The sequence below is a fragment of the Pseudomonas sp. 20P_3.2_Bac5 genome (genome assembly GCF_025466035.1).
Classification (GTDB): Bacteria; Pseudomonadota; Gammaproteobacteria; order Pseudomonadales; family Pseudomonadaceae; genus Aquipseudomonas.
This window is the reverse complement of record NZ_JANLOA010000066.1, coordinates 67,795-93,293: the sequence shown is the minus strand read 5'-3', so window position 1 is coordinate 93,293 and position 25,499 is coordinate 67,795. Positions and strand designations below refer to the sequence as shown.

General features: G+C 61.1%; 22 protein-coding genes, 1 other RNA gene and 1 pseudogene. 13 read left to right on the top strand and 11 right to left on the bottom strand.

What is annotated here, in order from left to right:
* Positions 1-39 precede the first annotated feature (39 nt).
* The 4 genes from NTD88_RS11545 to puuE form a co-directional block, all read right to left on the bottom strand.
* The gene (locus NTD88_RS11545; protein WP_262129501.1) at positions 40-1,392 is read right to left on the bottom strand and encodes a urate hydroxylase PuuD; all 1,353 of its coding nucleotides are present in this window, start codon (positions 1,390-1,392) and stop codon (positions 40-42) included.
* A gap of 48 nt (positions 1,393-1,440) precedes the next feature.
* Positions 1,441-1,944, bottom strand: a complete 504-nt coding sequence (locus NTD88_RS11540; protein WP_095157028.1) for an ureidoglycolate lyase — start codon at positions 1,942-1,944, stop codon at positions 1,441-1,443.
* Positions 1,945-2,012: 68 nt separating this feature from the next.
* Entirely contained in the window at positions 2,013-2,528 is a 516-nt protein-coding gene (gene uraD / locus NTD88_RS11535; protein WP_095157029.1) for a 2-oxo-4-hydroxy-4-carboxy-5-ureidoimidazoline decarboxylase, read from the bottom strand.
* Entirely contained in the window at positions 2,525-3,454 is a 930-nt protein-coding gene (puuE, locus tag NTD88_RS11530; protein ID WP_262156115.1) for an allantoinase PuuE, read from the bottom strand. The genes uraD and puuE overlap by 4 nt, the downstream gene beginning before the upstream one ends.
* Positions 3,455-3,844: 390 nt before the next feature.
* On the opposite strand from puuE, the gene uraH reads away from it, so the two are divergent.
* Positions 3,845-4,198, top strand: a complete 354-nt coding sequence (uraH, locus tag NTD88_RS11525; RefSeq protein WP_095157031.1) for a hydroxyisourate hydrolase — start codon at positions 3,845-3,847, stop codon at positions 4,196-4,198.
* A 172-nt stretch (positions 4,199-4,370) separates the two neighbouring features.
* Here uraH and NTD88_RS11520 read toward each other — a convergent pair whose 3' ends face one another.
* Entirely contained in the window at positions 4,371-5,606 is a 1,236-nt protein-coding gene (locus tag NTD88_RS11520; protein ID WP_225422462.1) for an NCS2 family permease, read from the bottom strand.
* A gap of 469 nt (positions 5,607-6,075) precedes the next feature.
* Between NTD88_RS11520 and NTD88_RS11515 the strand changes: the two genes are divergently transcribed.
* On the top strand, positions 6,076-6,846 hold the full coding sequence (locus tag NTD88_RS11515) for a GntR family transcriptional regulator (RefSeq protein ID WP_095157033.1): 771 nt from the start codon (positions 6,076-6,078) through the stop codon (positions 6,844-6,846).
* A 90-nt stretch (positions 6,847-6,936) separates the two neighbouring features.
* On the opposite strand, the gene guaD is transcribed toward NTD88_RS11515, so the two are convergent.
* The 4 genes from guaD to xdhA form a co-directional block, all read right to left on the bottom strand.
* Complete coding sequence (gene guaD, locus NTD88_RS11510; protein WP_262156114.1) at positions 6,937-8,241, bottom strand: guanine deaminase; 1,305 nt, start codon at positions 8,239-8,241, stop codon at positions 6,937-6,939.
* Between the two features lie 10 nt (positions 8,242-8,251).
* Positions 8,252-9,097 carry a xanthine dehydrogenase accessory protein XdhC gene (xdhC, locus tag NTD88_RS11505; RefSeq protein WP_262156113.1) on the bottom strand — a complete coding sequence of 282 codons (846 nt, stop codon included), beginning with the start codon at positions 9,095-9,097 and terminating at the stop codon, positions 8,252-8,254.
* A gap of 116 nt (positions 9,098-9,213) precedes the next feature.
* On the bottom strand, positions 9,214-11,613 hold the full coding sequence (xdhB, locus tag NTD88_RS11500) for a xanthine dehydrogenase molybdopterin binding subunit (protein WP_262156112.1): 2,400 nt from the start codon (positions 11,611-11,613) through the stop codon (positions 9,214-9,216).
* Positions 11,606-13,060: a xanthine dehydrogenase small subunit gene (gene xdhA, locus NTD88_RS11495; protein WP_262156110.1), complete on the bottom strand. Its 1,455-nt coding sequence runs from the start codon at positions 13,058-13,060 to the stop codon at positions 11,606-11,608. The genes xdhB and xdhA overlap by 8 nt, the downstream gene beginning before the upstream one ends.
* A gap of 398 nt (positions 13,061-13,458) precedes the next feature.
* Between xdhA and NTD88_RS11490 the strand changes: the two genes are divergently transcribed.
* The 7 genes and pseudogenes from NTD88_RS11490 (at position 13,459) to NTD88_RS11460 (ending at position 22,458) form a co-directional block, all read left to right on the top strand.
* Positions 13,459-14,118: a GntR family transcriptional regulator gene (locus NTD88_RS11490; RefSeq protein ID WP_262156109.1), complete on the top strand. Its 660-nt coding sequence runs from the start codon at positions 13,459-13,461 to the stop codon at positions 14,116-14,118.
* A gap of 2 nt (positions 14,119-14,120) precedes the next feature.
* Positions 14,121-17,609, top strand: coding sequence for a chromosome segregation protein SMC (gene smc / locus NTD88_RS11485; RefSeq protein ID WP_262156108.1), 3,489 nt, complete (start codon positions 14,121-14,123; stop codon positions 17,607-17,609).
* A 201-nt stretch (positions 17,610-17,810) separates the two neighbouring features.
* On the top strand, positions 17,811-18,677 hold the full coding sequence (gene zipA / locus NTD88_RS11480) for a cell division protein ZipA (protein ID WP_175651577.1): 867 nt from the start codon (positions 17,811-17,813) through the stop codon (positions 18,675-18,677).
* An 87-nt stretch (positions 18,678-18,764) separates the two neighbouring features.
* Positions 18,765-21,122, top strand: a complete 2,358-nt coding sequence (ligA, locus tag NTD88_RS11475) for an NAD-dependent DNA ligase LigA (protein ID WP_095157041.1) — start codon at positions 18,765-18,767, stop codon at positions 21,120-21,122.
* Positions 21,123-21,243: 121 nt separating this feature from the next.
* Positions 21,244-21,340: signal recognition particle sRNA small type (gene ffs, locus NTD88_RS11470), an RNA gene on the top strand.
* A gap of 394 nt (positions 21,341-21,734) precedes the next feature.
* Positions 21,735-21,836, top strand: a pseudogene (locus NTD88_RS11465) (hypothetical protein); the annotation flags it as partial.
* 397 nt (positions 21,837-22,233) lie between these two features.
* Positions 22,234-22,458, top strand: a complete 225-nt coding sequence (locus NTD88_RS11460; protein WP_262156107.1) for a hypothetical protein — start codon at positions 22,234-22,236, stop codon at positions 22,456-22,458.
* 139 nt (positions 22,459-22,597) lie between these two features.
* Here the strand turns inward: NTD88_RS11460 and NTD88_RS11455 are convergent, their stop codons facing one another.
* Entirely contained in the window at positions 22,598-22,915 is a 318-nt protein-coding gene (locus NTD88_RS11455; RefSeq protein ID WP_262156106.1) for a hypothetical protein, read from the bottom strand.
* Between NTD88_RS11455 and NTD88_RS11450 the strand changes: the two genes are divergently transcribed.
* From NTD88_RS11450 to NTD88_RS11435, 4 genes are all read left to right on the top strand, one after another.
* Positions 22,914-23,282, top strand: coding sequence for a PAAR domain-containing protein (locus NTD88_RS11450; protein WP_262156104.1), 369 nt, complete (start codon positions 22,914-22,916; stop codon positions 23,280-23,282). The two genes, NTD88_RS11455 and NTD88_RS11450, sit on opposite strands and share 2 nt — an antisense overlap.
* Positions 23,283-23,295: 13 nt before the next feature.
* Positions 23,296-23,670 (top strand): hypothetical protein, encoded by a 375-nt coding sequence (locus NTD88_RS11445; RefSeq protein WP_262156103.1) that lies wholly within the window; start codon positions 23,296-23,298, stop codon positions 23,668-23,670.
* Positions 23,667-24,257: a hypothetical protein gene (locus tag NTD88_RS11440; protein ID WP_262156102.1), complete on the top strand. Its 591-nt coding sequence runs from the start codon at positions 23,667-23,669 to the stop codon at positions 24,255-24,257. Before NTD88_RS11445 ends, NTD88_RS11440 begins: the two co-directional genes overlap by 4 nt.
* 90 nt (positions 24,258-24,347) lie before the next feature.
* Entirely contained in the window at positions 24,348-24,887 is a 540-nt protein-coding gene (locus NTD88_RS11435; RefSeq protein ID WP_262156100.1) for a hypothetical protein, read from the top strand.
* Between the two features lie 123 nt (positions 24,888-25,010).
* Here NTD88_RS11435 and NTD88_RS11430 read toward each other — a convergent pair whose 3' ends face one another.
* Positions 25,011-25,460, bottom strand: a complete 450-nt coding sequence (locus NTD88_RS11430; RefSeq protein ID WP_262156098.1) for a hypothetical protein — start codon at positions 25,458-25,460, stop codon at positions 25,011-25,013.
* Between the last annotated feature and the right edge of the window lie 39 nt (positions 25,461-25,499).

Sequence of the window (25,499 nt, the reverse complement as noted above, 5' to 3'; positions counted from 1 at the left end):
GGACCGCTCTGACTTGCAGCTTGTAACTTGCGACTGCTGTTAGTTGACGGGAGCGCCTTTGGCGATCCAGTCACCGACCAGCTTGCGTTCCTCGGCAGTCATCTGGGTGATGTTGCCCAGGGGCATGATCTGGCTGGCGACGGCCTGGGCCTGGATACGCGGTGCCAGTTGCTGGATCTGTTGCGGGGTGTCGAACATCACGCCGGCTGGCGCGGTGCTGAACAGCGGGCTGGTCGGCTTGGCCGAATGGCACACGGTGCAACGTTCCTGGATGACGCTGTGGATCTTGTCGAAACCACCACCGGCAGCCTGGGCCGCGGCGGTTGCCTGGGCAGGTGCATCGACGGGCGCGGCAGGGGCGGCTGGCGCCTGGGCGGCCTGTTCGGCTGCGGCTTTGTCTTCGGCGGCTTTCTCGGCGGCAGTCTTGCCACCCAGTGCGGTTTCCGGCAGCGGCTGATATTGGACTTTCGCGGCGGCTTGCTCAGGCGCGGTCGAGACCGGCTTGGGGCCGGTGACGTAGGCCAGGCAGATCATCGCCAGTGCGCCGGCGGGCAGGGCCCAGGCGTACTTGTTGCTGTCGTGACGGGTGTTGAAGTAGTGACGGATCAGGACCGCGGCCACTGCGATACCTGCCAGGATCAACCAGTTGTACTGGCTGCCGTAGGTGCTCGGGAAGTGGTTGCTGATCATGATGAACAGCACCGGCAAGGTGAAGTAGTTGTTGTGGCGCGAGCGCAACAGGCCCTTGGCCGGCAGGACCGGATCCGGGGTCTTGTTGGCTTCGATGGCGGCGACCAGCTGACGCTGGGCCGGCATGATGGTGCGGAACACGTTACCCACCATGATGGTGCCGATGATGGCGCCGGTGTGCAGGTACGCGCCACGACCGCTGAACACCTGGCTGAAGCCGTAGCACGCCGCGATGATCAGGACGAACAGCACCAGACCGAGCAGGGCAGGGTGTTTGCCCAGTTGCGAGTCGCAGAGGAAGTCGTAGATGAACCAGCCAGCGATCAGCGAACCGACGCCGATGGCGATCCCTTCAGCGCCCGACAGGCTGCTGCCAGGGGCCAGCAGGTACAGGGTCGGGTTGAAGTAGAACACCACGCACAGCAGCGCGATACCGGACATCCAGGTGAAGTAGGCTTCCCATTTGAACCAGTGCAGGTTCTCCGGCATTTTCGGCGGGGCCAGCTTGTACTTCTCCAGGTGGTAGATACCGCCACCGTGGATCGCCCAGAGATCACCGGACAGCCCGTCGCGCGGGTTGGAGCGATTCAGGTTGTTTTCCAGCCAGACGAAGTAGAACGACGCGCCGATCCAGGCCACGCCGGTAATCATGTGAACCCAGCGCACGCTAAGGTTCAGCCATTCCAACAGATGTGCTTCCACAGTCTTTACCTCTTGCCGGTCACCGGAAAACCGATGGCCAGCCTTTTCTTATTGGTGGGGATTGAGGACCAGTTGCTCGTCCTCGGTGAAGAAATGCTCGTCGCAGTTGTTGCCGGAACCACTGCGATCAACCACCAGGAAATCATCCCGCTTTTCGATCGTAAGCACCGGGTGGTGCCAAACGCCGCGATGGTAATTGACGCCCTGCTTTCCATTGCTCAGGAAGGCGCGGACGAGACCCGATACAGGTGCGTCGCCAACAGGCGCGACCACGATCAGAAAGGGGTTGCCGAGCAGCGGAATGAAGGCCTGGCTGCCCAGCGGATGGCGTTCCAGCATGCGCACGGTCAGCGGCATGTCCAGCGCGTCGGCGCGGAAGATGCTGATGATCGCCTTGTCTTCCGGCTGCGCGGTCTCGACCGTCGCCAGCTTGTGGAAGCGCATGGTCGAGCCGTTGTTGATCATGAAGTGGTCGCTGCCGTCGGTTTCGATCACGTCACCGAAAGGGGCGAAGGCTTCTTTGCTCAGGGGCTCAATCACTAAAGTGCGCATGCGTAGGTCTCTTGATTCTGTGTGTTGTTATCAGGCTGTAGCCGCCGGCCGGGCCGGCGCGCAAGGTCTTACAGTTGCAGCAGGCGGAACAGGGCGATCAGGTTGATCTGCGCCAGGGCTTCCTTGAACTCGGTCTCGGCATCGTTGTGGATGCGGGTTTCGAAGGCCGCCAGGATCTGGTGCCGGTTGCTGCCCTTGACCGCCATGATGAACGGGAAGCCGAACTTGTCTTTGTAGGCATCGTTGAGCGTGGTGAAGCGCGCGAACTCTTCGGCGGTGCACTGGTGGATACCGGCGCCGGCCTGTTCATTGGTGCTCGACTCGGTCAGTTCACCCTTGATGGCGGCTTTGCCGGCGAGGTCCGGGTGAGCATTGATCAGCGCCAGTTGGGCGGCGTGGTCGGCGCTCAGGAGGATGTCGCTCATGCGCTGGTGCAGGTTTTCGATCTGATCCACTTCTTCGAGCTGGCCCAGGTCAAAGGCTTTCTCGGCGACCCATGGCGAGTGTTCGTAGATGTCGGCGAAAGCCTCGACGAACGCGGCGCGGTCCAGGGACGAAGGGGTCAGGGTCTTGAAAGCGGTCATTGGGCGTTCTCTGCGGTGTAAGGGTGGTTGGTGTGCCAGTGGCGCGCGATGTCCTCGCGGCGGGCAAACCAGACCTGGTCGTGGCTTTTTGCGTAGTCGATGAAGCGCTTGAGCGAAGCCAGGCGCGCCGGACGACCGATCAGGCGGCAGTGCAGGCCGATGGAAAGCATCTTCGGCGCTTCGGCACCTTCTTCGTACAGCACGTCGAAGGCGTCCTTGAGGTACTGGAAGAACTGCTCGCCGCAGTTGAAGCCCTGGACCTGGGTGAAGCGCATGTCGTTGGTGTCCAGGGTGTAGGGGATCACCAGATGCGGTTTGTCGGTCGGGTTGTTCGATTCCCAGTAAGGCAGGTCGTCGTCGTAGGTATCGCTGTCGTAGAGGAAGCCGCCTTCCTCCATCACCAGGCGACGGGTGTTCGGGCCGGTACGGCCGGTGTACCAGCCCACCGGGCGTTTACCGGTCAGGTCGGTGAGAATGCGGATGGCTTCGAGCATGTGCTCGCGCTCCTGGGCCTCGTCCATGTTCTGGTAGTCGATCCAGCGGTAGCCGTGGCTGCAGATCTCATGGCCGGCTTCGACCATGGCGCGGATCACGTCAGGGTGGCGCTGCGCGGCCATGGCCACGGCGAAGACGGTCAGCGGTACACCGCTGTCCTTGAACAATTTCAGCAGGCGCCATACGCCGGCGCGGCTACCGTATTCGTAGAGCGATTCCATGCTCATGTTGCGCGCGCCTTGCAGCGGCTGGGCGGAGACCATCTCGGAGAGGAAGGCTTCGGATTCCTTGTCGCCGTGAAGGATGTTGCGTTCACCGCCTTCTTCATAATTGAGCACGAAAGACAACGCGATACGGGCATTTCCCGGCCAGCGCGGATGGGGAGGGGTATTGCCGTAACCGATCAGGTCGCGAGGATAATCAGCGCTCACTGCAGTCTTCCTTCTTGTACGTAAACACGGGGAGGGTGGCGGTCGCAGATTGCGTGGGGCCACGTCGATGGTGTGATTGTATACAACTTTATTGACGATTTGTAAGCCTGTTTTTCCGCATTTCTTTCAGCATACCTATAAAGAAAGGACTGCAAGAAACCTGCCTGTTTGGTCAGCAAATGACGCTGGTGTCTGCCAAAGCCCTGGCTTTGCGACTGATGGCTTATTTACAGAAGGGGGGATTGGCTGAAGCCCAATCTGGTTAGAAAAATTGTGTACAATTTTTCAATAAAATGTCTTAATGATCCAGCTTCCGCACACCACCGTGGTCGATCCTGGTGCCGTGCGGGTATTTTTTGCCCACAGATTGAACAATGAGGCGAGCAAGCAATGGGACGTTTGACCACGCATGTACTGGATGCCGCACATGGCTGCCCTGGAAGCTCGATCAAGGTCGAGCTCTATCGTGTCGAAGGCCAGCAACTGGAGCTGGTGAACACTGCCCTGACCAACAGCGATGGCCGCGTCGACGCGCCGCTGCTGCAGGGTGATGACTACCGCAGCGGTGTTTACCAGTTGCAATTCAGTGCAGGCGACTACTACCGCGCGCGTGGCGTGCAGTTGCCGCAGCCGGCCTTCCTTGATGTGGTTGTGCTGCGTTTCGGCATCAATGCCGAGCAGGAGCACTACCACGTTCCGCTGCTGATCTCGCCTTACAGTTACTCGACCTATCGCGGAAGCTAGTTGGTCGCTAGAAGAATCTTCGTAGGTCCTTGCCCGCTCACACTGGCGGGCTTTTTTTCGTCTGCTGTTTTTGTGCCGGGCTGCCCAGCTTGTCTGATCGCTTGCCGCTTGCAACGTGCAGCTCAAAAAAAACCCCACCCGAAGGTGAGGCTCCTGTCCCGCCATCTATCCCTTAAAGGAAGATGAACTTGGCAATGAAGATCGCGCACAGCACCCACAGGCTGGCCGAGACTTCCTTATGCCGGCCAGTACATGCCTTGAGCACCACATAAGTAATGAAGCCCAGGGCAATGCCGTCCGCGACCGAGAACGTCAGCGGCATCATGATCACCGTGACGATCGCGGGAATGGTGTCGGTCGCTTCGTCCCATTCGATATGGGCCATGCTGCCCATCATCAACATGGCGACGTAGATCAGCGCTCCTGCGGTGGCATACGCGGGGATCATGCCCGCCAGCGGCGCGAAGAACATCGCTGCGACGAACAGCAAGCCCACCACCACCGCCGTCAGACCGGTGCGACCACCGGCGGCAACGCCCGCGGCACTCTCCACATAGCTGGTCACCGGCGGCACGCCGACCACCGCGCCGAACACGCTCGACGCACTGTCTGCCTTGAGCGCACGGGACAGGTTTTCGATGCGGCCGTCAGCATTCACCAGGTTGGCGCGCTGGGCGACGCCCATCAGGGTGCCGGCGGTGTCGAACATGTGCACGAAGAGGAACGCCAGAACCACGGCGATCATGCTGACGTTGAACACCCCGGCGACATCCATGGCCATCCAGGTTGGCGCCAGGCTCGGCGGCAGCGAGAACACGCCGCCGTACTCCACCAGGCCCAGACCCCAGCCGGCGAGAGTGACGGTGATGATGCTGATGAGGATGGCGCCGAACACCCGGTGGTAGCTGAGCACGGCAATCATCAGGAAGCAGATGGCTGCCAGCAGCGGGCCGGGTTCGTTCAGGTGGCCGAGCTTGATCAGGGTGGCCGGGCTGTCGACGACGATACCCGCGGTCTTGAGGCCGATCAGTCCGAGAAACAATCCGACGCCGGCGCCCATTGCATGACGAAGGCTGACCGGGATGCTGTTCAGCAGCCATTCGCGCACGCGTGAAAGGGTCAGGAACATGAACAGCACCCCGGAGACGAACACCGCGCCCAGCGCGGCTTCCCAGGTGTAACCCATGGTTCCGACCACGGTGTAGGTGAAGAAGGCGTTCAGGCCCATGCCGGGTGCCAGCCCGACCGGCCAGTTGGCGTAGAGCCCCATCAGCAGGCAGCCCAGGGCGGCGGCTATGCAGGTGGCGACGAAGGCGGCACCGTGGTCGATTCCGGCGTCGGCCATGATGTTGGGGTTGACGAAGATGATGTAGGCCATGGTGATGAAGGTCGTCAGGCCGGCGATCATTTCAGTCTTTACGGTAGTGCCGTGTAGCTTGAGTTTGAAAATCCGCTCCAGCCAGCTCGTTTCGAGCGGTGGGGCAAGATCCAGCGTAGGTGCGTCGGATTTGCGGCTTTCCACAGCGTGTACTCCTCAAGTCTTTCTTGTTTTTCAGAGCTGGTCCTGCACGATCACTCGGGGCTCTGCGAGGGAAGGGTTGGCAAGGCGACCGACTCGAATGTTGACCTTTGAGTCAGGAAGTTGCCCGGTGGATTATGCGTTTGTATACAAAGAATGCAAATACTGTTTTATTAGGTGTGCGCACATTAGAGGTGGCGGGCGCTATAACGGAGATCGCCGCCTGCAGAAATGCAGTTTGCTGTGTACAATGCGGCAATACCTTTAGCCGTTAATTTTCTACCCAGGACTTGCCATCGCCCCACTGGCTGGTATTACAGTCGAGGTCCGATAGGCGAATCTTCGTGCGCGAGTGCCCATGAACGAACAGCTACAACCCCTCAAGAAAGCCCCGCGGGCCGGCAAGACCGGTGGCCGCAGCGGTACCCAGGATGACATCGTCTACGCGCATATCTTCGAGGCCATTCTCGAACAGCGATTGGCGCCGGGTACCAAGTTGAGTGAGGAAGCCCTGGGCGAGATCTTCGGCGTCAGCCGCACCATCATCCGCCGCGCCTTGTCGCGTCTGGCCCATGAAAGTGTGGTGTTGTTGCGCCCCAACCGCGGCGCCGTGGTTGCCAGCCCAACCGTGGAAGAAGCGCGTCAGGTGTTCTTTTCCCGGCGCATGGTGGAGCGGGCGATCACCGAACTTGCCGTGCAGCACGCCACCGTCGAGCAACTGAACGAACTGCGCGTGATGGTCCGTGAAGAGCGCGACAGCTTCTCCCGCGGTGACCGTGGCGCCGGCATCCGTCTCTCCGGCGAGTTTCATCTCAAGCTGGCCGAAGCCGCCGCCAACGCGCCGCTGGTGAGTTTCCAGCGCAGCCTGGTGTCGCAAACCTCGCTGATCATTGCCCAGTACGAAAGCGGCAACCGCTCGCACTGCTCCTATGACGAGCACATGCAGTTGATCGATGCCATCGAGGCCCGCGACGCGACCCTGGCGGTGAACCTGATGATGCATCACATGGATCACATCGACAGCAAGCTCAACCTCGACGAGGAAAGCGCCTCGGACGACCTGCACGCGGTGTTCTCGCACCTGCTGCAGAGCAAGAAACGCGGCGGTTCGGTCTCGGCCAAGAGCTGATAAGCGCCACCAATGAACATGGGGCCAGTCCCCGCAAGCCTGAGTGAAGGCTTGCGGGAACTGGCCCCGTGTCGTTTCCGTCAGGAAAGATCAGCGCTGGTGCACGCAGTTCCCCGCCGCGAAGGTCTGGCGGATGGTGCGGTCATCGCCCAGGGTGGTCAGCACGAACAGGGTTTCCTCGATGCTGTTGGACTGTTGCAGGCGGTAGTCCAGCAGCGGCGTGGCCTTATAGTCGAGCACCACGAAGTCGGCGTCATTGCCCGCCCGCAGGCTGCCGATCCGATCATCCAGGCTCAGTGCGCGAGCGCCGCCGAGGGTGGCCAGGTACAGCGACTTGAAAGGATGCAGGCGAGTGCCCTGTAGCTGCATGACCTTGTAGGCCTCGTTCAGCGTATTGAGCAGCGAGAAGCTTGTGCCGGCGCCGACATCGGTGCCCAGGCCCACCTTGACCTTGAACTGCTCGGCCTGCGACAGGTTGAACAGACCGCTGCCGAGGAACAGGTTGGAGGTCGGGCAGAAGGCGACCGCCGAGCCGGTTTCGGCCAGGCGCTGGCATTCGGCGTCGCACAGGTGCACGCCGTGGGCGAACACCGAGCGCTGACCCAGCAGCTTGAAGTGGTCGTACACATCCAGGTAGCCGCTGCGCTCTGGGAACAGCGATTTCACCCAGTCGATTTCCTTGAGGTTCTCGCTCAGGTGGGTGTGCATGTACAGGTCCGGGTACTCGCCCAGCAGTTGCCCGGCCAGTTGCAGTTGTTCCGGGGTGCTGGTCGGCGCGAAGCGTGGAGTCACCGCGTAGTGCAGGCGGCCCTTGCCGTGCCAGCGCTCGATCAGCGCCTTGCTTTCGGCGTAGCCGGATTCGGCGGTGTCGGTCAGGTAGTCCGGGGCGTTGCGGTCCATCATCACCTTGCCGGCGATCATCCGCAGGTCCAGGCGCTCGGCCTCTTCGAAGAAGGCGTTGACCGATTCAGGGTGAACGCTGCCGAACACCAGCGCAGTGGTGGTGCCGTTGCGCAGCAGTTCCTCGACGAAAATCTTCGCCACCTTGTCGGCATGTGCCTTGTCGGCGAACTGGCGTTCGCACGGGAAGGTGTAGGTGTTCAGCCAGTCCAGTAGTTGCTCGCCGTAGGAGCCGATCATGCCGGTCTGTGGGAAGTGGATATGAGTGTCGATGAAGCCGGGGGTGATCAGGCTGTCCTGGTAATGCACCACTTCGATGTCGGCCGGCAGCGTCGGCAGCAGGTCGCTGGCGTGGCCGAGGCGGCTGATCCTGCCGTTGTCGACCACCAGTAGACCGTCTTCGAAATACTCGAAGGAGGCCTCGATGCCGACTTCGGCCGGGTCGGCGACGCTGTGCAGGATGGCGGATCGGTAGGCTTTGCGGGTTGCGCTCATAACACTCTCGTCAAATGGCGTGGCTGCGCCGTGAGGGCGGCAGCAGTTGGGCGATGGGTTCAGCGTTCGCGGCCGGGTTGTGCAGGCCGAAGCTGGCGTTATAGGTGGCGATGATTTCGGCGGCGATGGACACGGCGATCTCGATCGGCAGCTTGCCCTTGACCTCGGCCAGCCCCATCGGGCAACGCATGCGTTGCATGCGCTCGGCTTCGAAGCCGCGGTCGCGCAGGCGGTGCTCGAACTTGGCGCGCTTGGTCTTCGAGCCGATCAGGCCGAACCAGGTGAAGTCATTGCGCTTTAGGATGGCGGCGGTGAGTTCCAGGTCGAGCTGATGGTTGTGGGTCATGACGATGCAGTAGCTGCCGGGGGGCAGCTCGTCGACCTCATCCACCGGCTCCTCGCTGACGACTTTCCAGACGCCGGCGGGAATGTGCTCGGGGAATTCCTGCTCGCGCGAGTCGATCCAGCGCACCCGGCAGGGCAGCGCGGCGAGCAAGGGTACCAGAGCGCGGCCGACGTGGCCCGCGCCGAACACGGCGATCTGCGCCTGCACCGCGCCCATGGGCTCGAACAGCAGCACCGTGACACCGCCACAGCACTGGCCGAGGCTGGCGCCGAGGCTGAAGCGCTCGAGGTGCGGCGATTCACGGCCTTCGGCGAGCATCTCGCGGGCGATGTGCATGGCCTTGAATTCCAGGTGCCCGCCGCCGATGGTGTCGAACAGACGGCTGGCGCTGACCACCATCTTCGAGCCGGCATTGCGCGGGGTCGAACCGCGCTCTTCGATGATGGTCACCAGGACGCAGGGCTCGCCCTGTTCCTGTAGCTCGGCGAGGGCATTGATCCATTGGTGCATGATTTCTGATCCTCTTCAGGATTCGATGTCGCCCGTTGTGTAGGAGCGAGCTTGCTCGCGATGGCGCCTGTTCGATCGCTATCGCGAGCAAGCTCGCTTCTACGGGGTAGGCGGCGTCAGTGGGTCACGGTTTCCACTTGCGGTTTTGCAACTGCCCGTGCCGCCACTACCTTGCGCATCTGCTCACAGCCCCACAGCACCCGCTCCGGTGTCGACGGCGCGTCGATCTGCGGATGCTCGCGGTAGTCGGCGATGCTCGCCACGGCGTCCTTGATCGCGCACCAGGCGGCGATGCCGAGCATGAACGGCGGCTCGCCCACGGCCTTGGAATGGAACACGGTGTCTTCCGGGTTCTTGCGGTTTTCCACCAGCTTCACCCGCATATCCAGCGGCATGTCCGCCACCGCGGGGATCTTGTAGCTGGCCGGGCCGTTGGTCATCAGCTTGCCCTTGGCGTTCCACACCAGTTCTTCGGTGGTCAGCCAGCCCATGCCCTGAACGAAGCCGCCTTCCACCTGGCCGATGTCGATGGCCGGGTTCAGCGAGTCGCCAACGTCGTGGAGGATGTCGGCGCGGAGCATCTTGTACTCGCCGGTCAAGGTGTCGACGATCACTTCGACGCAGGCGGCGCCGAAGGCGAAGTAGTAGAACGGCCGGCCACGCGCCTGGTTGCGGTCATAGAAAATCTTCGGCGTCTTGTAGAACCCGGTGCTCGACAGCGATACCTGGGCGAAGTACGCCTGTTGCACCAGCGTCTCGAAGCTGACGATCTCGTCGCGGATGCGCACGTGACCGTTGCGGAATTCCACGTCTTCCTCGGTGACCTTCCACTGCCGCGCGGCAAACTCGACCAGGCGTTTCTTGAGGATCTCGGCAGCGTTCTGCGCGGCCTTGCCGTTCAGGTCGGCGCCGCTGGAGGCCGCGGTCGGCGAAGTGTTCGGCACCTTGTCGGTGTTGGTGGCGGTGATCTGAATACGGTCGAAATCGACCTGGAACACTTCGGCCACCACTTGGGCGACCTTGGTGTTCAAGCCCTGGCCCATCTCGGTGCCACCGTGGTTCAGGTGGATGCTGCCGTCTGTGTAGATGTGGATCAGCGCACCGGCCTGGTTGAGGAAGGTCGCGGTGAACGAGATGCCGAATTTCACCGGGGTCAGCGCCAGGCCTTTTTTCAATACCGGGCTGTGGGCGTTGAAGCGGCGGATCGACTCGCGGCGTTCGGCATAGTCGCTGCTCGCTTCGAGGTCGGCGGTCATTTCCTCGATCAGGTTGTGTTCGACGGTCTGGTAGTAATGGGTGACGTTGCGCTCGGTCTTGCCGTAGTAATTGGCCTTGCGCACGTCCAGCGGGTCGCGGCCCAGATGGCGGGCGATATGGTCCATCACTTCTTCGATGGCGACCATGCCTTGCGGGCCGCCGAAGCCACGGTAGGCGGTGTTGGACGCGGTGTTGGTCTTGCAGCGGTGGCCGTGCACCGTGGCATCGCCCAGGTAGTAGGCGTTGTCGGAGTGGAACATGGCGCGGTCGACGATCGAGCCCGAGAGGTCCGGCGAATAGCCGCAGTTGCCGGCCAGGTCGAAGTTGATGCCGTGCAGGCGACCGTTGTCGTCAAAACCGACGTCGTACTCGACGTAAAACGGGTGGCGCTTGCCGGTCATCATCATGTCTTCGACGCGCGGCAGGCGCATCTTGGTGGGCTGGCCGGTCAGGCGTGCAACCACCGCGCACAGGCAGGCGGGGCTGGCCGCCTGGGTTTCCTTGCCGCCGAAGCCGCCGCCCATGCGGCGCATGTCGAGGACAATCTTGTTCATCGGCACGTCGAGCACTTCGGCGACCAGTTTCTGCACTTCGGTGGGGTTCTGGGTCGAGCAGAACACGATCATGCCGCCGTCTTCGGTGGGCATCACCGAGGAAATCTGGGTTTCCAGGTAGAAGTGTTCCTGGCCGCCGATGTGCAAAGTGCCTTGCAGACGGTGCGGGGCGCTGGCCAGGGCGGTAACGGAGTCGCCGCGCTGGTGGGTGTGGCTGTCGAGCACGAAGTGCTTCTTGCGGTACGCCTCGACCACATCGAGCACCGGCTCCAGGTCTTCGTACTCGATGATCGCCGCCATCGCCGCGCGGCGCGCAGTGTCGAGGTCACGGGCGGCCACGGCGAGCACCGGCTGGCCGAAGAACTCCACCTTGTCGATGGCCAGCAGCGGGTCGCCGGCCACGACCGGGCCGATGTCCTTCAGGCCCGGAATGTCTTCGTGGGTGATGACGATACGCACGCCTTCGAAGGCGTAGCACGGCGTGGTGTCCACCCTGAGGATGCGCGCGTGGGCGCGGTCGGCGGTGCGGGCGTACACGTGCAACTGGTTGGGGAATTCCAGGCGGTCATCGATGTACACGGCCTCGCCGGACACCTGTTTGTCGGCGCTGTCGTGCTTGACGCTGCGACCGACACCGGTGGTCAGGTCCTGGGCGAACAGCTCGGCCATTTCCGCCTGGCTCTTGGGCGTGTGGTGGTTAGACATAATCGGTCACCCGGGTCTCGATGTGCGGTGTTTGCAGTTCGATGAAGTACTTGCGCAGCAGGTTCTGCGCGCTCAGCAGGCGGTATTCCTTGCTGGCGCGGAAATCCGAGAGCGGTGTGAAGTCTTCGCTCAGGGCCTGGCAGGCTTTCTCCAGGGTGGCCTGGTTGAACGGCTTGTCGGTCAGCGCGGCTTCACAGGCGCGGGCGCGTTTCGGGATCGCCGCCATGCCGCCGAAGGCAACCCGGGCGTGCTCGATCACACCGTTGTCGATGCGCAGGTTGAAGGCGGCGCACACCGCGGAAATATCGTCGTCCAGCCGTTTCGACACCTTGTACGCGCGGAAGACCCAGTTGGCCTTGGCTTTCGGCACGATGATGCGCTCGATGAACTCGCTCTCCTGCCGCGCGGTGATGCGGTAGTCGATGAAATAGTCTTCCAGCTTGAGGGTGCGGGTGCTGTCGCCCTTGCGCAGGACGATCTGCGCATCGAGGGCGATCAGCAGCGGCGGCGAGTCGCCGATCGGCGAGGCGTTGCCGATGTTGCCGCCAAGGGTGCCCTGGTTGCGGATCTGCAGGGAGGCGAAGCGGTGCAGCAACTCGCCGAAGTCCGGGTACTCAGTGTGCAGGGCTTCGTAGCAGTCGGTCAGCGGGGTGGCCGCGCCGATCTCGATGCGGTCGTCGAAATGCTCGACGCGCTTGAGTTCGGCGACGTTGCCGACATAGATCATCACCGGCAGCGTCCGGTGGAACTGGGTCACTTCCAGCGCCAGGTCGGTGCCGCCGGCCAGCAGCCGGGCTTCCGGGTGCGAGCCATAGAGATCGGCGAGGTCAGCCACGGTCAGCGGCACCAGGCAGCGCTTGTCGCCGCTGTTGAGTTCTCCGGTTTCCGTCGGCGCGATGGCCTTGAGGCGGGCGATGGTCTGCGCCTGGGCGGCGTCGAACTGGTCGGGCTGGGCTTGGCAGCAGGCCTGCTCGGCGGCGGCGAGGATCGGCCGGTAGCCGGTGCAGCGACACAGGTTGCCAGCGAGGGCTTCGTGGGCTTTGTGCAGGTCGGGCTGATCGCTGTTCTTTTGCAGGGCGAACAGAGACATGACGAAGCCCGGCGTGCAGAAACCGCACTGCGAGCCGTGGCAGTCGGACAGCGCCTGTTGCACGCTGTGCAGCTTGCCCTGGTGCTTGAGGCCTTCGACGCTGATCAACTGTTTGCCGTGCAGCGACGAGACGAACGTCAGGCAGGAGTTCAGGCTGCGGTATTGCAGGCTGTCCTGGCCGTTTTCGTCAGTAATGCGTTCGGCGACCACCACGGAGCACGCGCCGCAGTCACCACTGGCGCAGCCCTCCTTGGTGCCGGTTTTACCCAAGTGCTCGCGCAGATACTCGAGTACCGTCAGGTTGGGGTCCAGGGCATGCTCACTGCGCAACTCCTGGTTCAAGAGAAACTGGATCACGGAAGGGCCTCACAAGCGAATTATTGTTGTTGAGCGGACTGAGGCGAAATGTATTCAGCCTTGACTTTCCGGTCAATGATTTTCTGACCTGTAGGTCAAGAAAATCCATTCGGCCGCTCTCCCAATGCGCTAATCCCTGTGTTTCAGTTAAGCAGGCTTTCTGTAGCTGAATTCCTAAATAGACGAGTGAAACGACTGATGCGCGCTGTTGAAGCGTCAGCTAGCCTTGTGGGGATCCTTTCGCGAAGGGTGAAGCGCGCACGGCGGGAGGCCGTTCCAGAGGGGGAGAGCGTGTTGTAGGAAAAGCCTCGCGGGGATGACGGCTCCAGCATGCTGGCAGTGGGCATTTGCGTTACACTTCCGCGTTTTTAGCCGTTCAACGATTTTGAAGGAAAACCATGACGTTCAAGGCGCCGGACAGCCTCTCCGAGCAAATTGCCCACTACCTGGCCGAACGGATCATCCGGGGTGAACTCAAGCCTGCAGAACGCATCCAGGAACAGAAGGTCACCCAGGCACTGAATGTCAGCCGTGGCTCGGTGCGCGAAGCCCTGTTGATTCTCGAACGCCGTCATCTGGTGACCATCCTGCCGCGCCGTGGCGCCCACGTGACCGTTCTCAACGAACTCAACGTGCGCAGCCTGTGCACCCTGATGAGCGAGCTGTACATCCTGCTCGGCAATGCCGTCGCCACGCGGCGCACCAGCGATGCCGAGCTGGCGCCGTTCCTGGCCATTCAGCAGCGCCTGCAAGAGGCTTGCGCGCGTCAGGACATCAAGGCCTTCGTCGAAGAGAGCTTCGCGGTGATGCGCGCCGCCTATCCGTTTGCCAACAATCCATACCTGCAGGAAACCGTCGAAAACCTGCAGCCTGCCATGAGCCGCACCTATTACCTAGCCCTGGACCAGCGCAAGGCGGAAATGAACGACTTCCTGGTGCTGTTCACCGAATTGCTTCAGGCGGTGGTCGCCGGTGACCTGGCGCAAATCCGCCAGGTGCTCACCGAGTACTGCGGACGCAGTTGTGAACTGGTGCTGTCGGCCCTGGTGACTGACTGACCATGCGCCTGAAGTGCATTCGCCTGGCGGGGTTCAAGTCGTTCGTCGACCCGACCACCGTCAATTTTCCCAGCAACATGGCCGCGGTAGTCGGCCCTAACGGCTGCGGCAAGTCCAACATCATCGACGCGGTGCGCTGGGTCATGGGCGAAAGCTCGGCGAAGAACCTGCGCGGCGAGTCGATGACCGACGTCATCTTCAACGGCTCCACCAGCCGCAAGCCGGTCAGCCAGGCCAGCATCGAACTGGTCTTCGACAACAGCGACAACACCCTGGTGGGCGAATACGCCGCCTACGCCGAGATCTCGATCCGGCGCAAGGTCACCCGCGACGCGCAGAACACTTACTACCTCAACGGCACCAAGTGCCGGCGCCGTGACATCACCGATATCTTCCTCGGCACCGGCCTGGGCCCGCGCAGCTACTCGATCATCGAGCAGGGCATGATCTCCAAGCTCATCGAGGCGAAGCCGGAAGAACTGCGCAACTTCATCGAGGAAGCCGCGGGCATCTCCAAGTACAAGGAGCGCCGCCGCGAAACCGAGAACCGCATCCGCCGCACCCACGAAAACCTCGAGCGCCTGACCGACTTGCGCGAAGAGCTGGAGCGCCAGCTCGAACGCCTGCACCGGCAGGCCCAGGCGGCGGAGAAATACAAGGAATACAAGGCCGAAGAACGCCAGCTCAAGGCGCAACTGTCGGCCCTGCGCTGGCGCGCGCTGGACACCCAGGTCAGCCAGCGCGAAAGCGTTATCGGCGACCAGGAAGTGTCCTTCGAGGCGCTGGTGGCCGAGCAGCGCAACGCCGATGCGAGTATCGAGCGGTTGCGCGATGGTCATCACGAACTGTCCGAGCGTTTCAATCTGGTCCAGGGCCGCTTCTATTCGGTCGGCGGCGACATCGCCCGGGTCGAGCAAAGTATCCAGCACGGCCAGCAGCGCCTGCGCCAATTGCAGGACGACCTCAAGGAAGCCGAGCGCTCGCGCCAGGAAACCGAATCGCACCTGGGGCACGACCGCACCTTGCTGGCGACCCTTGGCGAAGAACTGGAGATGCTCGACCCGGAACAGGAAACGACCCTGGCCGCGGCCGAGGAAGCCTCCGCGACACTTGAAGAAGCCGAAACCACCATGCACGGCTGGCAGGAACAATGGGACAGCTTCAACGCCCGTTCCGCCGAGCCGCGCCGCCAGGCCGAGGTGCAGCAGTCGCGCATCCAGCAACTGGAACACAGCCTCGAACGCCTGGCCGAGCGCCAGCGCAAGCTGGGCGAAGAACGCGATCAGCTCAGCGCCGACCCGGAAGACGCGGCGATCCTCGAGCTGGCCGAGCAAGTTGCCAGCAGCGAACTGCTGCTGGAAGACCTGCAACTGGAAGAACAACAGTCTGCCGAGCGGCTCGATCACCTGCGCGAACGCCTGCAACAGGCCACCCAGGCCCAGCAGCAGGCGCAGGGCGAGTTGCAGCGTCTTGGTGGTCGTCTGGCATCGCTGGAAGCCTTGCAACAGGCTGCGCTGGAACCTGGCAGCGGCGCCGCCCAGTGGCTGCGCGAGCATGGCCTGGAGCAGCGCCCGCGATTGGCCGAAGGCCTGCGCGTCGAGCCGGGCTGGGAATTGGCGGTGGAAACCGTGTTGGGCGCCGACCTGCAAGCGGTGCTGGTGGATTCGTTCAGCGATCTGGGCTTCGACGGTTTCGACCAGGGCGAACTACGCCTGCTGGACGCCAGCCTTGGCGCCGCGCAGGTGCCGGGCAGTCTGCTGGACAAGGTCGAAAGCGCGGTGGATCTGTCGCCGTGGCTGGGCCGGGTCAAGCCGGTGGAGAGTCTCGATCGGGCGCTGGCGCTGCGCGGACAACTGGCCGAGGGCGAGAGTCTGGTCAGTCGCGACGGTTATTGGGTCGGCCGCAGCTTCCTGCGGGTCAGCCGTGCCAGTGATGCTCAGGGCGGCGTGCTCGCCCGCGGCCAGGAGCTGGAGCGTCTTGGCCTGGAACAGGAAGAACAGCAAGCCCGGCTGGCGCAACTGGACGAAGAACTGAACGACCAGCGCGACCAGCAGCGCCAGCTTGAAGACGGCCGTGAACAACTGCGCCGCCGTGCCCAGGACGAAGCCCGCCAGCAAGGTGAGCTGAAGGCGCGCCTATCCGCTGGCAAGGCCCGCGCCGAGCAACTGGGCCTGCGTCGTCGGCGTCTTGAAGACGAACTGGCGGAATCTGCGGAGCAGCGTGGGATCGAGCAGGAACAACTGGGCGAGTCCCGTTTGGTGCTGCAGGAAGCGCTGGAACTGATGGCTCAGGATACCGAGCAGCGGGAAATGCTCCTGGCCCAGCGCGACGGCTTGCGCGAACACCTCGACCGGGTGCGCCAGGAAGCGCGTCAACACAAGGATCACGCCCACCAGCTCGCGGTGCGCCTCGGCTCGCTGCGGGCCCAGCACGATTCCACCCGCCAGGCCCTGGAACGCCTGGAGCTGCAATCCGAGCGCCTGAGCGAAAAGCGCGAACAGTTGAGCCTGAACCTGGAAGAGGGCGAGGCCCCGCTGGAAGAGCTGCGCCTCAAGCTCGAAGAACTGCTGGAAAAGCGCATGAGCGTCGACGAAGAAATGCGTCTGGCGCGTCTGCACATGGAGGATGCCGACCGCGAGTTGCGTGACGCCGAGAAGCGCCGCAGCCAGGCCGAGCAACAATCCCAGTTGCTGCGCGGCCAGCTCGAGCAGCACCGCATGGAATGGCAAGGCCTGAGCGTGCGGCGCAAGACCCTGCACGAGCAACTGCATGCCGACGGCTACGACCTGGACGGCGTGCTGGCGACCCTGACCGAGGAGGCCAACGAACAGGAGGCCGAGGCCGAACTGGAGCGCCTGGACGGGCGCATCCAGCGTTTGGGCGCAATCAACCTCGCGGCAATCGAGGAATACCAGCAACAGTCCGAGCGCAAGCGCTACCTCGATGCCCAGGACGCCGATCTGGTCGAAGCCCTGGACACGCTGGAAAACGTCATTCGCAAGATCGACAAGGAAACGCGTAATCGTTTCAAAGATACCTTCGATCAGATAAATGCCGGTTTGCAGGCACTTTTTCCAAAAGTTTTCGGTGGCGGCAGTGCGTATCTGGAACTGACGGGCGAAGATTTACTCGATACAGGGGTAACGATCATGGCGCGCCCGCCAGGAAAGAAGAACAGCACTATTCATTTGCTCTCCGGCGGTGAAAAAGCGCTGACCGCCCTGGCGTTGGTATTTGCCATCTTCAAATTGAACCCGGCACCGTTCTGCATGCTCGATGAAGTCGATGCACCGCTCGACGATGCCAACGTCGGCCGTTATGCGCGGCTGGTAAAAGAGATGAGTCAGACCGTGCAGTTCATCTATATCACCCATAACAAGATCGCCATGGAAATGGCCGATCAACTGATGGGGGTAACCATGCACGAGCCAGGCTGCTCGCGGCTGGTGGCGGTGGATGTGGAGGAGGCGATGGCCATGGTCGACGCCTGATACGAGATATGAAGCACGAACCCGGGCTAAATGAACCTGTCCGTTGCGACAGACGGTGTAAAGTTATCTTTGGTCGTGCTAGCTTAATGTCAATTTTTCGTACGTGGGTAAAACGTCAGTCAGAACATAGAGTTGGCGCCACGTTTTAAAGGGTTTTAACCCTTTTATTTTTCAGCATTTTTCACAGAGGCACGGGATTACATGGAAATCGGTCTGCGCGAATGGCTGATCGTCATCGGCATCATAGTCATTGCCGGTATTCTCTTTGACGGCTGGCGCCGCATGCGCGGCGGCAAGGGCAAGTTGAAGTTCCGTCTGGACCGCAGTTTGTCCAATATCCCGGATGAAGAAACCAGCGCCGAAGTATTGGGGCCACCCCGCGTACTCGACACGCACAAGGAGCCGCAACTCGACGAGGATGATCTGCCGTCGATGAGCGCGCCTGCACGCGAGCCAAAGGCCGGCAAGGCCAACAAACGCGGCAAACGTGGCACCGAGCCACAGCAGGGCGACCTGAACCTGAGCGCCGATTCGCGCGAGCCTGATCTGTTCGGTGACATCGACGACGACTTCCCTGCGGAAAACACCAAGACCACCGGCTACGGTTCCGCCAGCGAAGGCAAGGAACTGCCGCAAGTCGAGGAAGTGCTGGTGATCAGCGTGATCTCCCGCGACGATGGTGGCTTCAAGGGCCCGGCCCTGCTGCAGAACATCCTCGAAAGCGGCCTGCGCTTCGGCGAAATGGACATCTTCCACCGCCACGAAAGCATGGCGGGCAATGGCGAAGTCCTGTTCTCCATGGCCAACGCGGTCAAGCCGGGCGTCTTCGACCTGGACGACATCGACCACTTCAGCACCCGCGCCGTCAGCTTCTTCCTCGGCCTGCCGGGCCCACGGCATCCTAAGCAGGCGTTCGACGTGATGGTCGCCGCCGCGCGCAAACTGGCCCACGAGCTGAACGGCGAATTGAAAGATGATCAGCGCAGCGTCATGACCGCCCAGACCATCGAGCACTACCGTCAGCGCATCGTCGAGTTCGAGCGCCGCGCCCTGACCCAGAAACGTTAAGAACAATGGCGGGCATGCCCCGCCAGCCTCACCGAAACATGCAAGAGCAGCCCCGGCTGCTCTTTTGCTTTGCACGAGAATCCCGCCATGAATGCCGAAACCCGAATCCTCGAACTGCGTGCCGAACTCGACCAGCACAACTACCGCTACTACGTGCTCGATGAGCCCAGCGTGCCGGATGCCGAGTACGACCGCCTGTTTCGCGAACTGCAGGCGCTGGAAGCTGAGCACCCGGAACTTGTCAGCGAGGATTCGCCGACCCAGCGTGTGGGCGGCGCGGCGCTGTCTGCCTTCAGCCAGGTGCGTCATGAAGTGCCGATGCTCAGCCTGGGCAACGCCTTCGAGGAAACCGACCTGCGTGAATTCGATCGCCGCGTGGTGGAAGGCCTGGACCTGCCGGCTGGCGACCTGTTCGGCGGCGGCGCGCCCGTCGATTACAGTTGCGAACCCAAGCTCGATGGTCTGGCCGTGAGCCTGCTGTACCGCAATGGTCAACTGGTGCAGGGCGCCACTCGCGGCGACGGTACCACCGGCGAGGACATCAGCGTCAACGTGCGCACCATCCGTAATATCCCGCTCAAGCTGCACGGCACCGGCTGGCCCGAAGTGCTGGAAGTGCGCGGCGAAGTGTTCATGAGCAAGGCCGGCTTCGACAAACTCAACGCCGCCCAGGCCGAGATCGGCGGCAAGACCTTCGCCAACCCGCGCAACGCCGCTGCCGGCAGCCTGCGCCAACTGGATTCGAAGATCACCGCCAGCCGCCCGCTGGAATTCTGCTGCTATGGCCTGGGCCAGGTGTCCGAGGCGATCGCCGACACCCATATCGGCATCCTCGAAAAGCTCAAGACCTGGGGCATGCCCATCAGCCGCGAGTTGCGACACGCCGCCGGAATCGAGGAGTGCCTGGCCTACTACCACGACATCGGCGCGCGACGTAACGATCTGCCCTACGAGATCGACGGCGTGGTGTTCAAGGTCAACAGCCTGGCCTCCCAGCGCGAGTTGGGCTTCCGCGCCCGTGAGCCGCGCTGGGCCATCGCCCACAAATTCCCGGCCATGGAAGAACTCACCGAAGTGCTCGATGTGGAATTCCAGGTCGGCCGGACCGGTGCCGTCACGCCGGTGGCGCGGCTCAAGCCGGTCAAGGTGGCTGGCGTCACCGTGGCCAATGCCACGCTGCACAATATGGACGAAGTGGAGCGCCTGGGCGTGATGATCGGCGACACGGTGATCATCCGCCGCGCTGGCGACGTCATTCCGCAGGTCATGCAAGTGGTCACCGAGCGGCGTGACCCGGCCAGCGTCCGTCCGGTGCAGATTCCCACCGAGTGCCCGGTGTGCGGCTCGCAGGTCGAGCGCACGCAACTGGTCAAGCGCAGCAAAGGCAAGGAAACCGTCAGCGAAGGCGCGGTGTACCGCTGCGTTGGCCGCCTGGCCTGCGCGGCGCAACTCAAGCAGGCGATCATTCACTACGTCTCGCGCCGCGCCATGGACATCGAAGGCCTGGGCGAGAAGAGCGTCGAGCAACTGGTGGACGAGGGCCTGATCGCCTCGCCGGCTGATCTGTATCGCCTGACCTATGAACAGGTGGTCGAGCTGGAAGGCTTCGCCGAAGTCTCCAGCAACAAACTGCTGGCCGCCATCGAAGACAGCAAGCGTCCGGGTCTGGCGCGCTTCATCTATGCGCTGGGCATCCCTGATGTGGGCGAGGAGACTGCCAAGGTCCTGGCTCGCTCGCTGGGCTCGTTGCAGCGTGTGATGAAGGCGCTGCCGCAGGTGCTGACCTACCTGCCGGACATCGGTCTCGAAGTTGCCTACGAGATTCACAACTTCTTCGAGGACGAGCACAACCGCAACGTCATCCAGCAACTGCTGGACTGCGGCATGCAGCTTCAGGACGAGGGCGAACTGAGCGCCGAATTCGCCGCCAGCACGACCCTGGCCGGAATGATCGCCAAGCTGGATATTTCCTCGGTCGGTCCCACCGGCGCGGAAAAGCTGGTGGCCAAGCTGGGCAGTCTGGAAAAAATCATCGAAGCCGACGGCATCGACCTGCGCCAGGCCCTGGCGGCCAAGCAGGCCGAAGCCGTGCGGGAATTCTTCCTGATTGAAGCCAACCGCGAACTGGCACGTGCCATTGAAGCCCAGTTGCTGGAGTTCGGCATGCACTGGGCAAGCGAGAAGAAAGTTGCCGAAGGCTTGCCCCTGGCCGGCCAGACCTGGGTGCTGACCGGTACGCTGGAGCGCATGAGCCGTGATATCGCCAAAGACAAACTGGAAAGCCTCGGTGCGAAAGTTGCCGGTTCCGTGTCGGGCAAGACCCACTGCGTCGTCGCTGGCCCCGGTGCCGGCTCCAAGCTGGCCAAGGCCAGTGAATTGGGGGTGAAGGTGATGGACGAGGACGCATTCGTGGCCTTTTTGGCGGAGCAGGGCATCAGCGTCTGATCGGTCAGCGGGACAAGTCATTGAGAAATGATGGTTTTTTCTCGCGCTGGAGGTTGTAACTCCCTCTCAGACCGGTACAATGGCGCGGCTCGCCACTTGGCGAGTCGCGTAGTGGTGGCCCCATCGGTCCCCCCGCAACGATTACCCGTGAACCTGGTCAGAGCCGGAAGGCAGCAGCCATAGCGGGAACATCGTGTGCCGGGGTGTGGCTGGTGGGGCCGCCTCCATTTCCGGGGTCTGAAAGTCTCTCTGACCCTGTCGGCAAACACCCTTCACCTGCGGATCAGGCTGCATCGCTTGTTCTGTCATTGCCTCTTTTCTGAGGTTTCTTCTCTCAATAAAAGTCAGTAAGCGTCCGGTGTTGAATCGGGATGTGTCCTACATTCGTGCCTGTCTTGACGCTGCCTTGGGTGAAAAGCGCGTCTGATCGGAATGGGGGAACTCTCTTTTTTTGCGGTCATGCGCTTGGCGGCTGACCTGCATCGCGAGCAGATAGGGGCCTTTGGGGCGCTGCTTGAGGGGGGGCGCCTATGGCAGAAAACGGCCCAGATTGTGTGAAAACATCAGCGATTGTCTAACCTCCTGATTATCGTGATCGTGGCAGGGACAATCATGAAGCGATTCATTGAGGGTGAGGTTCGGACGCCGTTCACATTGCTGCCGAAGTGTCTGGACGATTACGTAGCTGAAGAAAACCCAGTTCGGGTAGCAGACTCCGGCGCAATCCATCCAGGCAGAACTCCGTATTCGTATAGCCCCTGGGAAATGGAAGACGGTAAAGGCGCATTGGCATTGACCTGGGCGGCCAAAGAGAGTCGAGGCCTATCCGGGCATCACAAACGCTTGCGGGCAGAAATTCCGAAGGGCGCAGCCATTGGCCAAGAAACCAGTGTCCCGTCCCTACAGGAATCAAACATGCGGAAAACTCTAACCGTCATGGCGATGCTGGCGCTTGCCGGCTGCTCTACCCATACCGGCCAGACTGGTCAGATGATCGTCGACTCCGCCAAGGACGGCGACGTTCTTGGTGTCGGAATCATGAGCGTTGCCCTGCCTTTCATGGTTGTCATGGATGTCGTCACCTTGGGCGACACCTCGAGCGACACCTCGGATGACGAAGATCCCCAATAACGCCTCCGTCACCAGCAGCACCGAGACGGTAATGTTCATGACCAAGACGGCCATCGATATGATCGACGGAGGATGTCCTGGCGGCACCCCTCAACAGCGGATCGATGAACGCAAGCGATACCTGGACGCCTACAGCGCCGCCGAAGATGCATGCAACGCCGTGCAGTCCGGCGACCGAAAATGCGCGCCTCAGAAGCATTTCTAAATGCCTTTTTTACGATTCTTTGCCGGGTTGGCGGGCACAACACTGGGAAGAAATGAAAGGAAGGACGCTGAAGGGACTGGCCGCAGGCGTTGTCCTGATGTTGGCGGGGTGTGCTGCATAGCCTGTACTGACCTGCGGGTTAGGCAGCATTGCCTGTTCCGTCGTCTTCTCTTTTCTGAATTCCTTTGTCCCGATAAAAGCGATGAATCCGTAATGGAATCTCACCAGTGGTTGTGCCAGATGGTTTTGGTGTCGCCTGCCGCCCTGAGCGGGTAAGGGGGCAGGCATTATCCCGCGGACCTTTTTTGCGGTGACTGATAGCACTGTCAGAAAGATCCTGCTTAGCGCTCGGAATCCGCCTGCTTACCATCAAGCTGTCCTCTTGCAAGCATCTGTCCTTGGCCTTGGGAGCTATTTCCCGGGAGGTTTTGGACAAAGCAGAAGGACGCAGATTCATGGTGCTCGGCTACCTCATTCGCATTGGCGACAAGACCACCTGTGGTGGTCAGGTGCTAACCGGCGACAGCGAATTCATCATCGAGGGCTTGCCTTCGGCCCGTCAGGGTGACTCGGTGACGTGCGGCGTGACCGGGAAGACCTATCAGATCCACGGCGGCATTCCGTCATTTATCAACGAAGGCGTACTGGTCGCGGGAAGCCTGGACAGCTTCAGTGGCTGCCCGTGTTACGCCGGGTTGATTCCCTCGGACTTCGCCTTCTCTTACGAGTCCACCAACAGCGTCATGGCGCCGAGGCACAATCAGCCCTCGACCACGGCTTCGACCAGCCCGGCCAGTCCAGCCGGGGCAACAATCCTTCTCTAGCCACCAACAGGCGGTGATCGCCTCGGCAGCGGCCAATAAGTCGCGCTCGACAGCGTCTGGCAAACCACTGACGCCTGAACTGATCGCCGTCGCCGGAAGCCAGCACGACAATGGCTCGGGCAAAAAGATGATATTCATCGGCCAGGCTGTGCGCGAGCTCGCCCAGTTCAAGCGTTTCAATCCTGCGTTGACCCGGGCGCTGGTGGTGTTCACGCCTTCGTACAACGAAGACATGCTCATTGAGGCACGCGGCTCCGCTGATGTTTATGGTGCGGACATCGTCGAAATCACAACGACTCAGGAATTCATTGACTATCTGAACCATGGAAAGGAGAGGCGGCAGTCGCCGATCGAGCACTCCATTTGGCGCGCCGGAGGGGTACTTTGAGTTTCTTCCAAAATAGAGCTTTGTGGATTGCAGTTCTGGTTTTCTCTCCGTTTCTGCTGCTTGGGGTCGACTATGGCGTAAGAGTTTTGACCAGCGTATATAAAAATGACTTGGGCAACGGCGTGGTAATTTACGGTGATGACTATGTGAGAAGTGGTCTTTGGGTATTTGACTGTAAATATTCTCGCGCAATCAGTCGAGAGCGCTTGCCCGCACCATTAGCGGAGCTGAGTGTTCTGGAAACGCTAACGTTTGGGCAAATGTATTATTTCAATGGTCGTGATGTCGCCTCTGCCAAGGAAGCGATCACGGCTATCACTGCAGTGCCGGAGTGGCACAAAGACCTGCAGTATATTTATTCTGGCGTTGGCGCAACAAGCGGCGATATTGTAAGTCACAAATTTTTTGTGTTGGCGGATCACGCTGGTGTGAAATGGGCTGTAGAAGTCTCCGAGTCACTTCGTTTGAGTGGAAGCGCCCGATTCGTTTTAACAGGAAGGCCCTACAATCCAGAAACCTATGTTGATCACACCAAGGCAATTGAAGCGGCCGTGAAGAGCTGTCCTGCGCCGCAGCAAGGTTTGTGATCCTTTGCTCTCCGTCGCGGCGCGATTCTTTAATGACCTGGGGGCATATTTTTGAGTTTTTCCCAAAATAAAGGCTTGTGGATTGCAGCCATGGTTTTCACCCCGTTTTTGTTGCTTGGGGTCGACTATGGAATAAGGGTTTTGACCAGTGTATATAAAACTGACTTAGGCAACGGCGTAGTGATTTACGGTGATGAATATGTGAAAAGTGGTCTTTGGGTGTTTGACTGCAAATATTCCCGTGTCATAAGTCGCGAGCGCTTGCCCGTACCATTAGCAGAGTTGAGTGCGCTAGACGATGTGGCTATCGGGGAGATGAACTATTTGAGTCGTCGCGATGCTGGCTCTGTCAAGGAAGCAATCCGCGCTATTATTGAAAGGCCTGAGTGGTATGGGAATCTTCAGTATGCTTACTCTGGGGTCGGTGAAAGCAGCGAGATCTGGAGTCATAAGTTCTTTCTTTTGACTGATCATGCGGGCTTCAAATGGGCTTTAGAAGTTGACCAGATCCTCCGTTTGAGTAGAACTTATCGCTTCTTTGTAACGGCAAGGCCCTACAGCCCAGAAACCTACGTTGATTACACCAAAGCATTCGAAGCAGCCGTGAAGAGTTGTCCTGCCCCACAGTAAATTTCTGATCGACTGCCATTCGGTGGCGACTGCCAGCGGATTGGCCGCCCGGGAACATGGAATCCGGCGTACCCGAAGGTGCCCACGCGCACAGCCACCATGACAAGCTTGTGGGCTCCGGCCTTACTTGTCCAGGTCAGCAAGAATGGCGTCGTACAGAGCCTTCCCTTTTTCCTTGTAGCTGGGATCCTCATAGCGCTTTTGCATCAGCGTCACCAGCTTTTCCATCGCTGGCTTCTGTTCCGCGCTGGGTTGCTGGCCGGCCATGATGCGTTGCCGGGCGTCCATGATCTGGGTGAATTCGGCGTCGGTGAAGTTTTCCTCGCTGTAGAGCGCAAGTATGTCCTGGCGCCCTTGCTCCAGGCTGTGGTGCTTCTTGATGGTTTCGCGGACTTTGCTCTCCGGAATGTTCTCGCGAAGCGCTGCAAAGCTTTTCACGGACTTTTCGGTCTGTTCGTCATAGGTCTTTTGAAAATCAAATCGCGATTCGACCAATTTTTCCCGATCACTTTTGCAACCCGCGAGCGCGGCGGCGAGGGTCAGTGCCACGCCCAACTTGTACAGCGACTTCATCGATTACTGCTCCCTATCGATCGACTGAATGTGTGGGGC

Coding starts and splice junctions, on each gene's coding strand:
- NTD88_RS11540 (WP_095157028.1), bottom strand. CDS start 1,944: ATGCGCACTTTAGTGATTGAGCCCCTGAGCAAAGAAGCCTTCGCCCCT.
- uraD (WP_095157029.1), bottom strand. CDS start 2,528: ATGACCGCTTTCAAGACCCTGACCCCTTCGTCCCTGGACCGCGCCGCG.
- uraH (WP_095157031.1), top strand. CDS start 3,845: ATGGGACGTTTGACCACGCATGTACTGGATGCCGCACATGGCTGCCCT.
- NTD88_RS11520 (WP_225422462.1), bottom strand. CDS start 5,606: ATGATCGCCGGCCTGACGACCTTCATCACCATGGCCTACATCATCTTC.
- NTD88_RS11515 (WP_095157033.1), top strand. CDS start 6,076: ATGAACGAACAGCTACAACCCCTCAAGAAAGCCCCGCGGGCCGGCAAG.
- guaD (WP_262156114.1), bottom strand. CDS start 8,241: ATGAGCGCAACCCGCAAAGCCTACCGATCCGCCATCCTGCACAGCGTC.
- xdhC (WP_262156113.1), bottom strand. CDS start 9,097: ATGCACCAATGGATCAATGCCCTCGCCGAGCTACAGGAACAGGGCGAG.
- xdhB (WP_262156112.1), bottom strand. CDS start 11,613: ATGTCTAACCACCACACGCCCAAGAGCCAGGCGGAAATGGCCGAGCTG.
- NTD88_RS11490 (WP_262156109.1), top strand. CDS start 13,459: ATGACGTTCAAGGCGCCGGACAGCCTCTCCGAGCAAATTGCCCACTAC.
- smc (WP_262156108.1), top strand. CDS start 14,121: ATGCGCCTGAAGTGCATTCGCCTGGCGGGGTTCAAGTCGTTCGTCGAC.
- zipA (WP_175651577.1), top strand. CDS start 17,811: ATGGAAATCGGTCTGCGCGAATGGCTGATCGTCATCGGCATCATAGTC.
- ligA (WP_095157041.1), top strand. CDS start 18,765: ATGAATGCCGAAACCCGAATCCTCGAACTGCGTGCCGAACTCGACCAG.
- NTD88_RS11460 (WP_262156107.1), top strand. CDS start 22,234: ATGACGAAGATCCCCAATAACGCCTCCGTCACCAGCAGCACCGAGACG.
- NTD88_RS11450 (WP_262156104.1), top strand. CDS start 22,914: ATGGTGCTCGGCTACCTCATTCGCATTGGCGACAAGACCACCTGTGGT.
- NTD88_RS11455 (WP_262156106.1), bottom strand. CDS start 22,915: ATGAATCTGCGTCCTTCTGCTTTGTCCAAAACCTCCCGGGAAATAGCT.
- NTD88_RS11435 (WP_262156100.1), top strand. CDS start 24,348: ATGGTTTTCACCCCGTTTTTGTTGCTTGGGGTCGACTATGGAATAAGG.
- NTD88_RS11430 (WP_262156098.1), bottom strand. CDS start 25,460: ATGAAGTCGCTGTACAAGTTGGGCGTGGCACTGACCCTCGCCGCCGCG.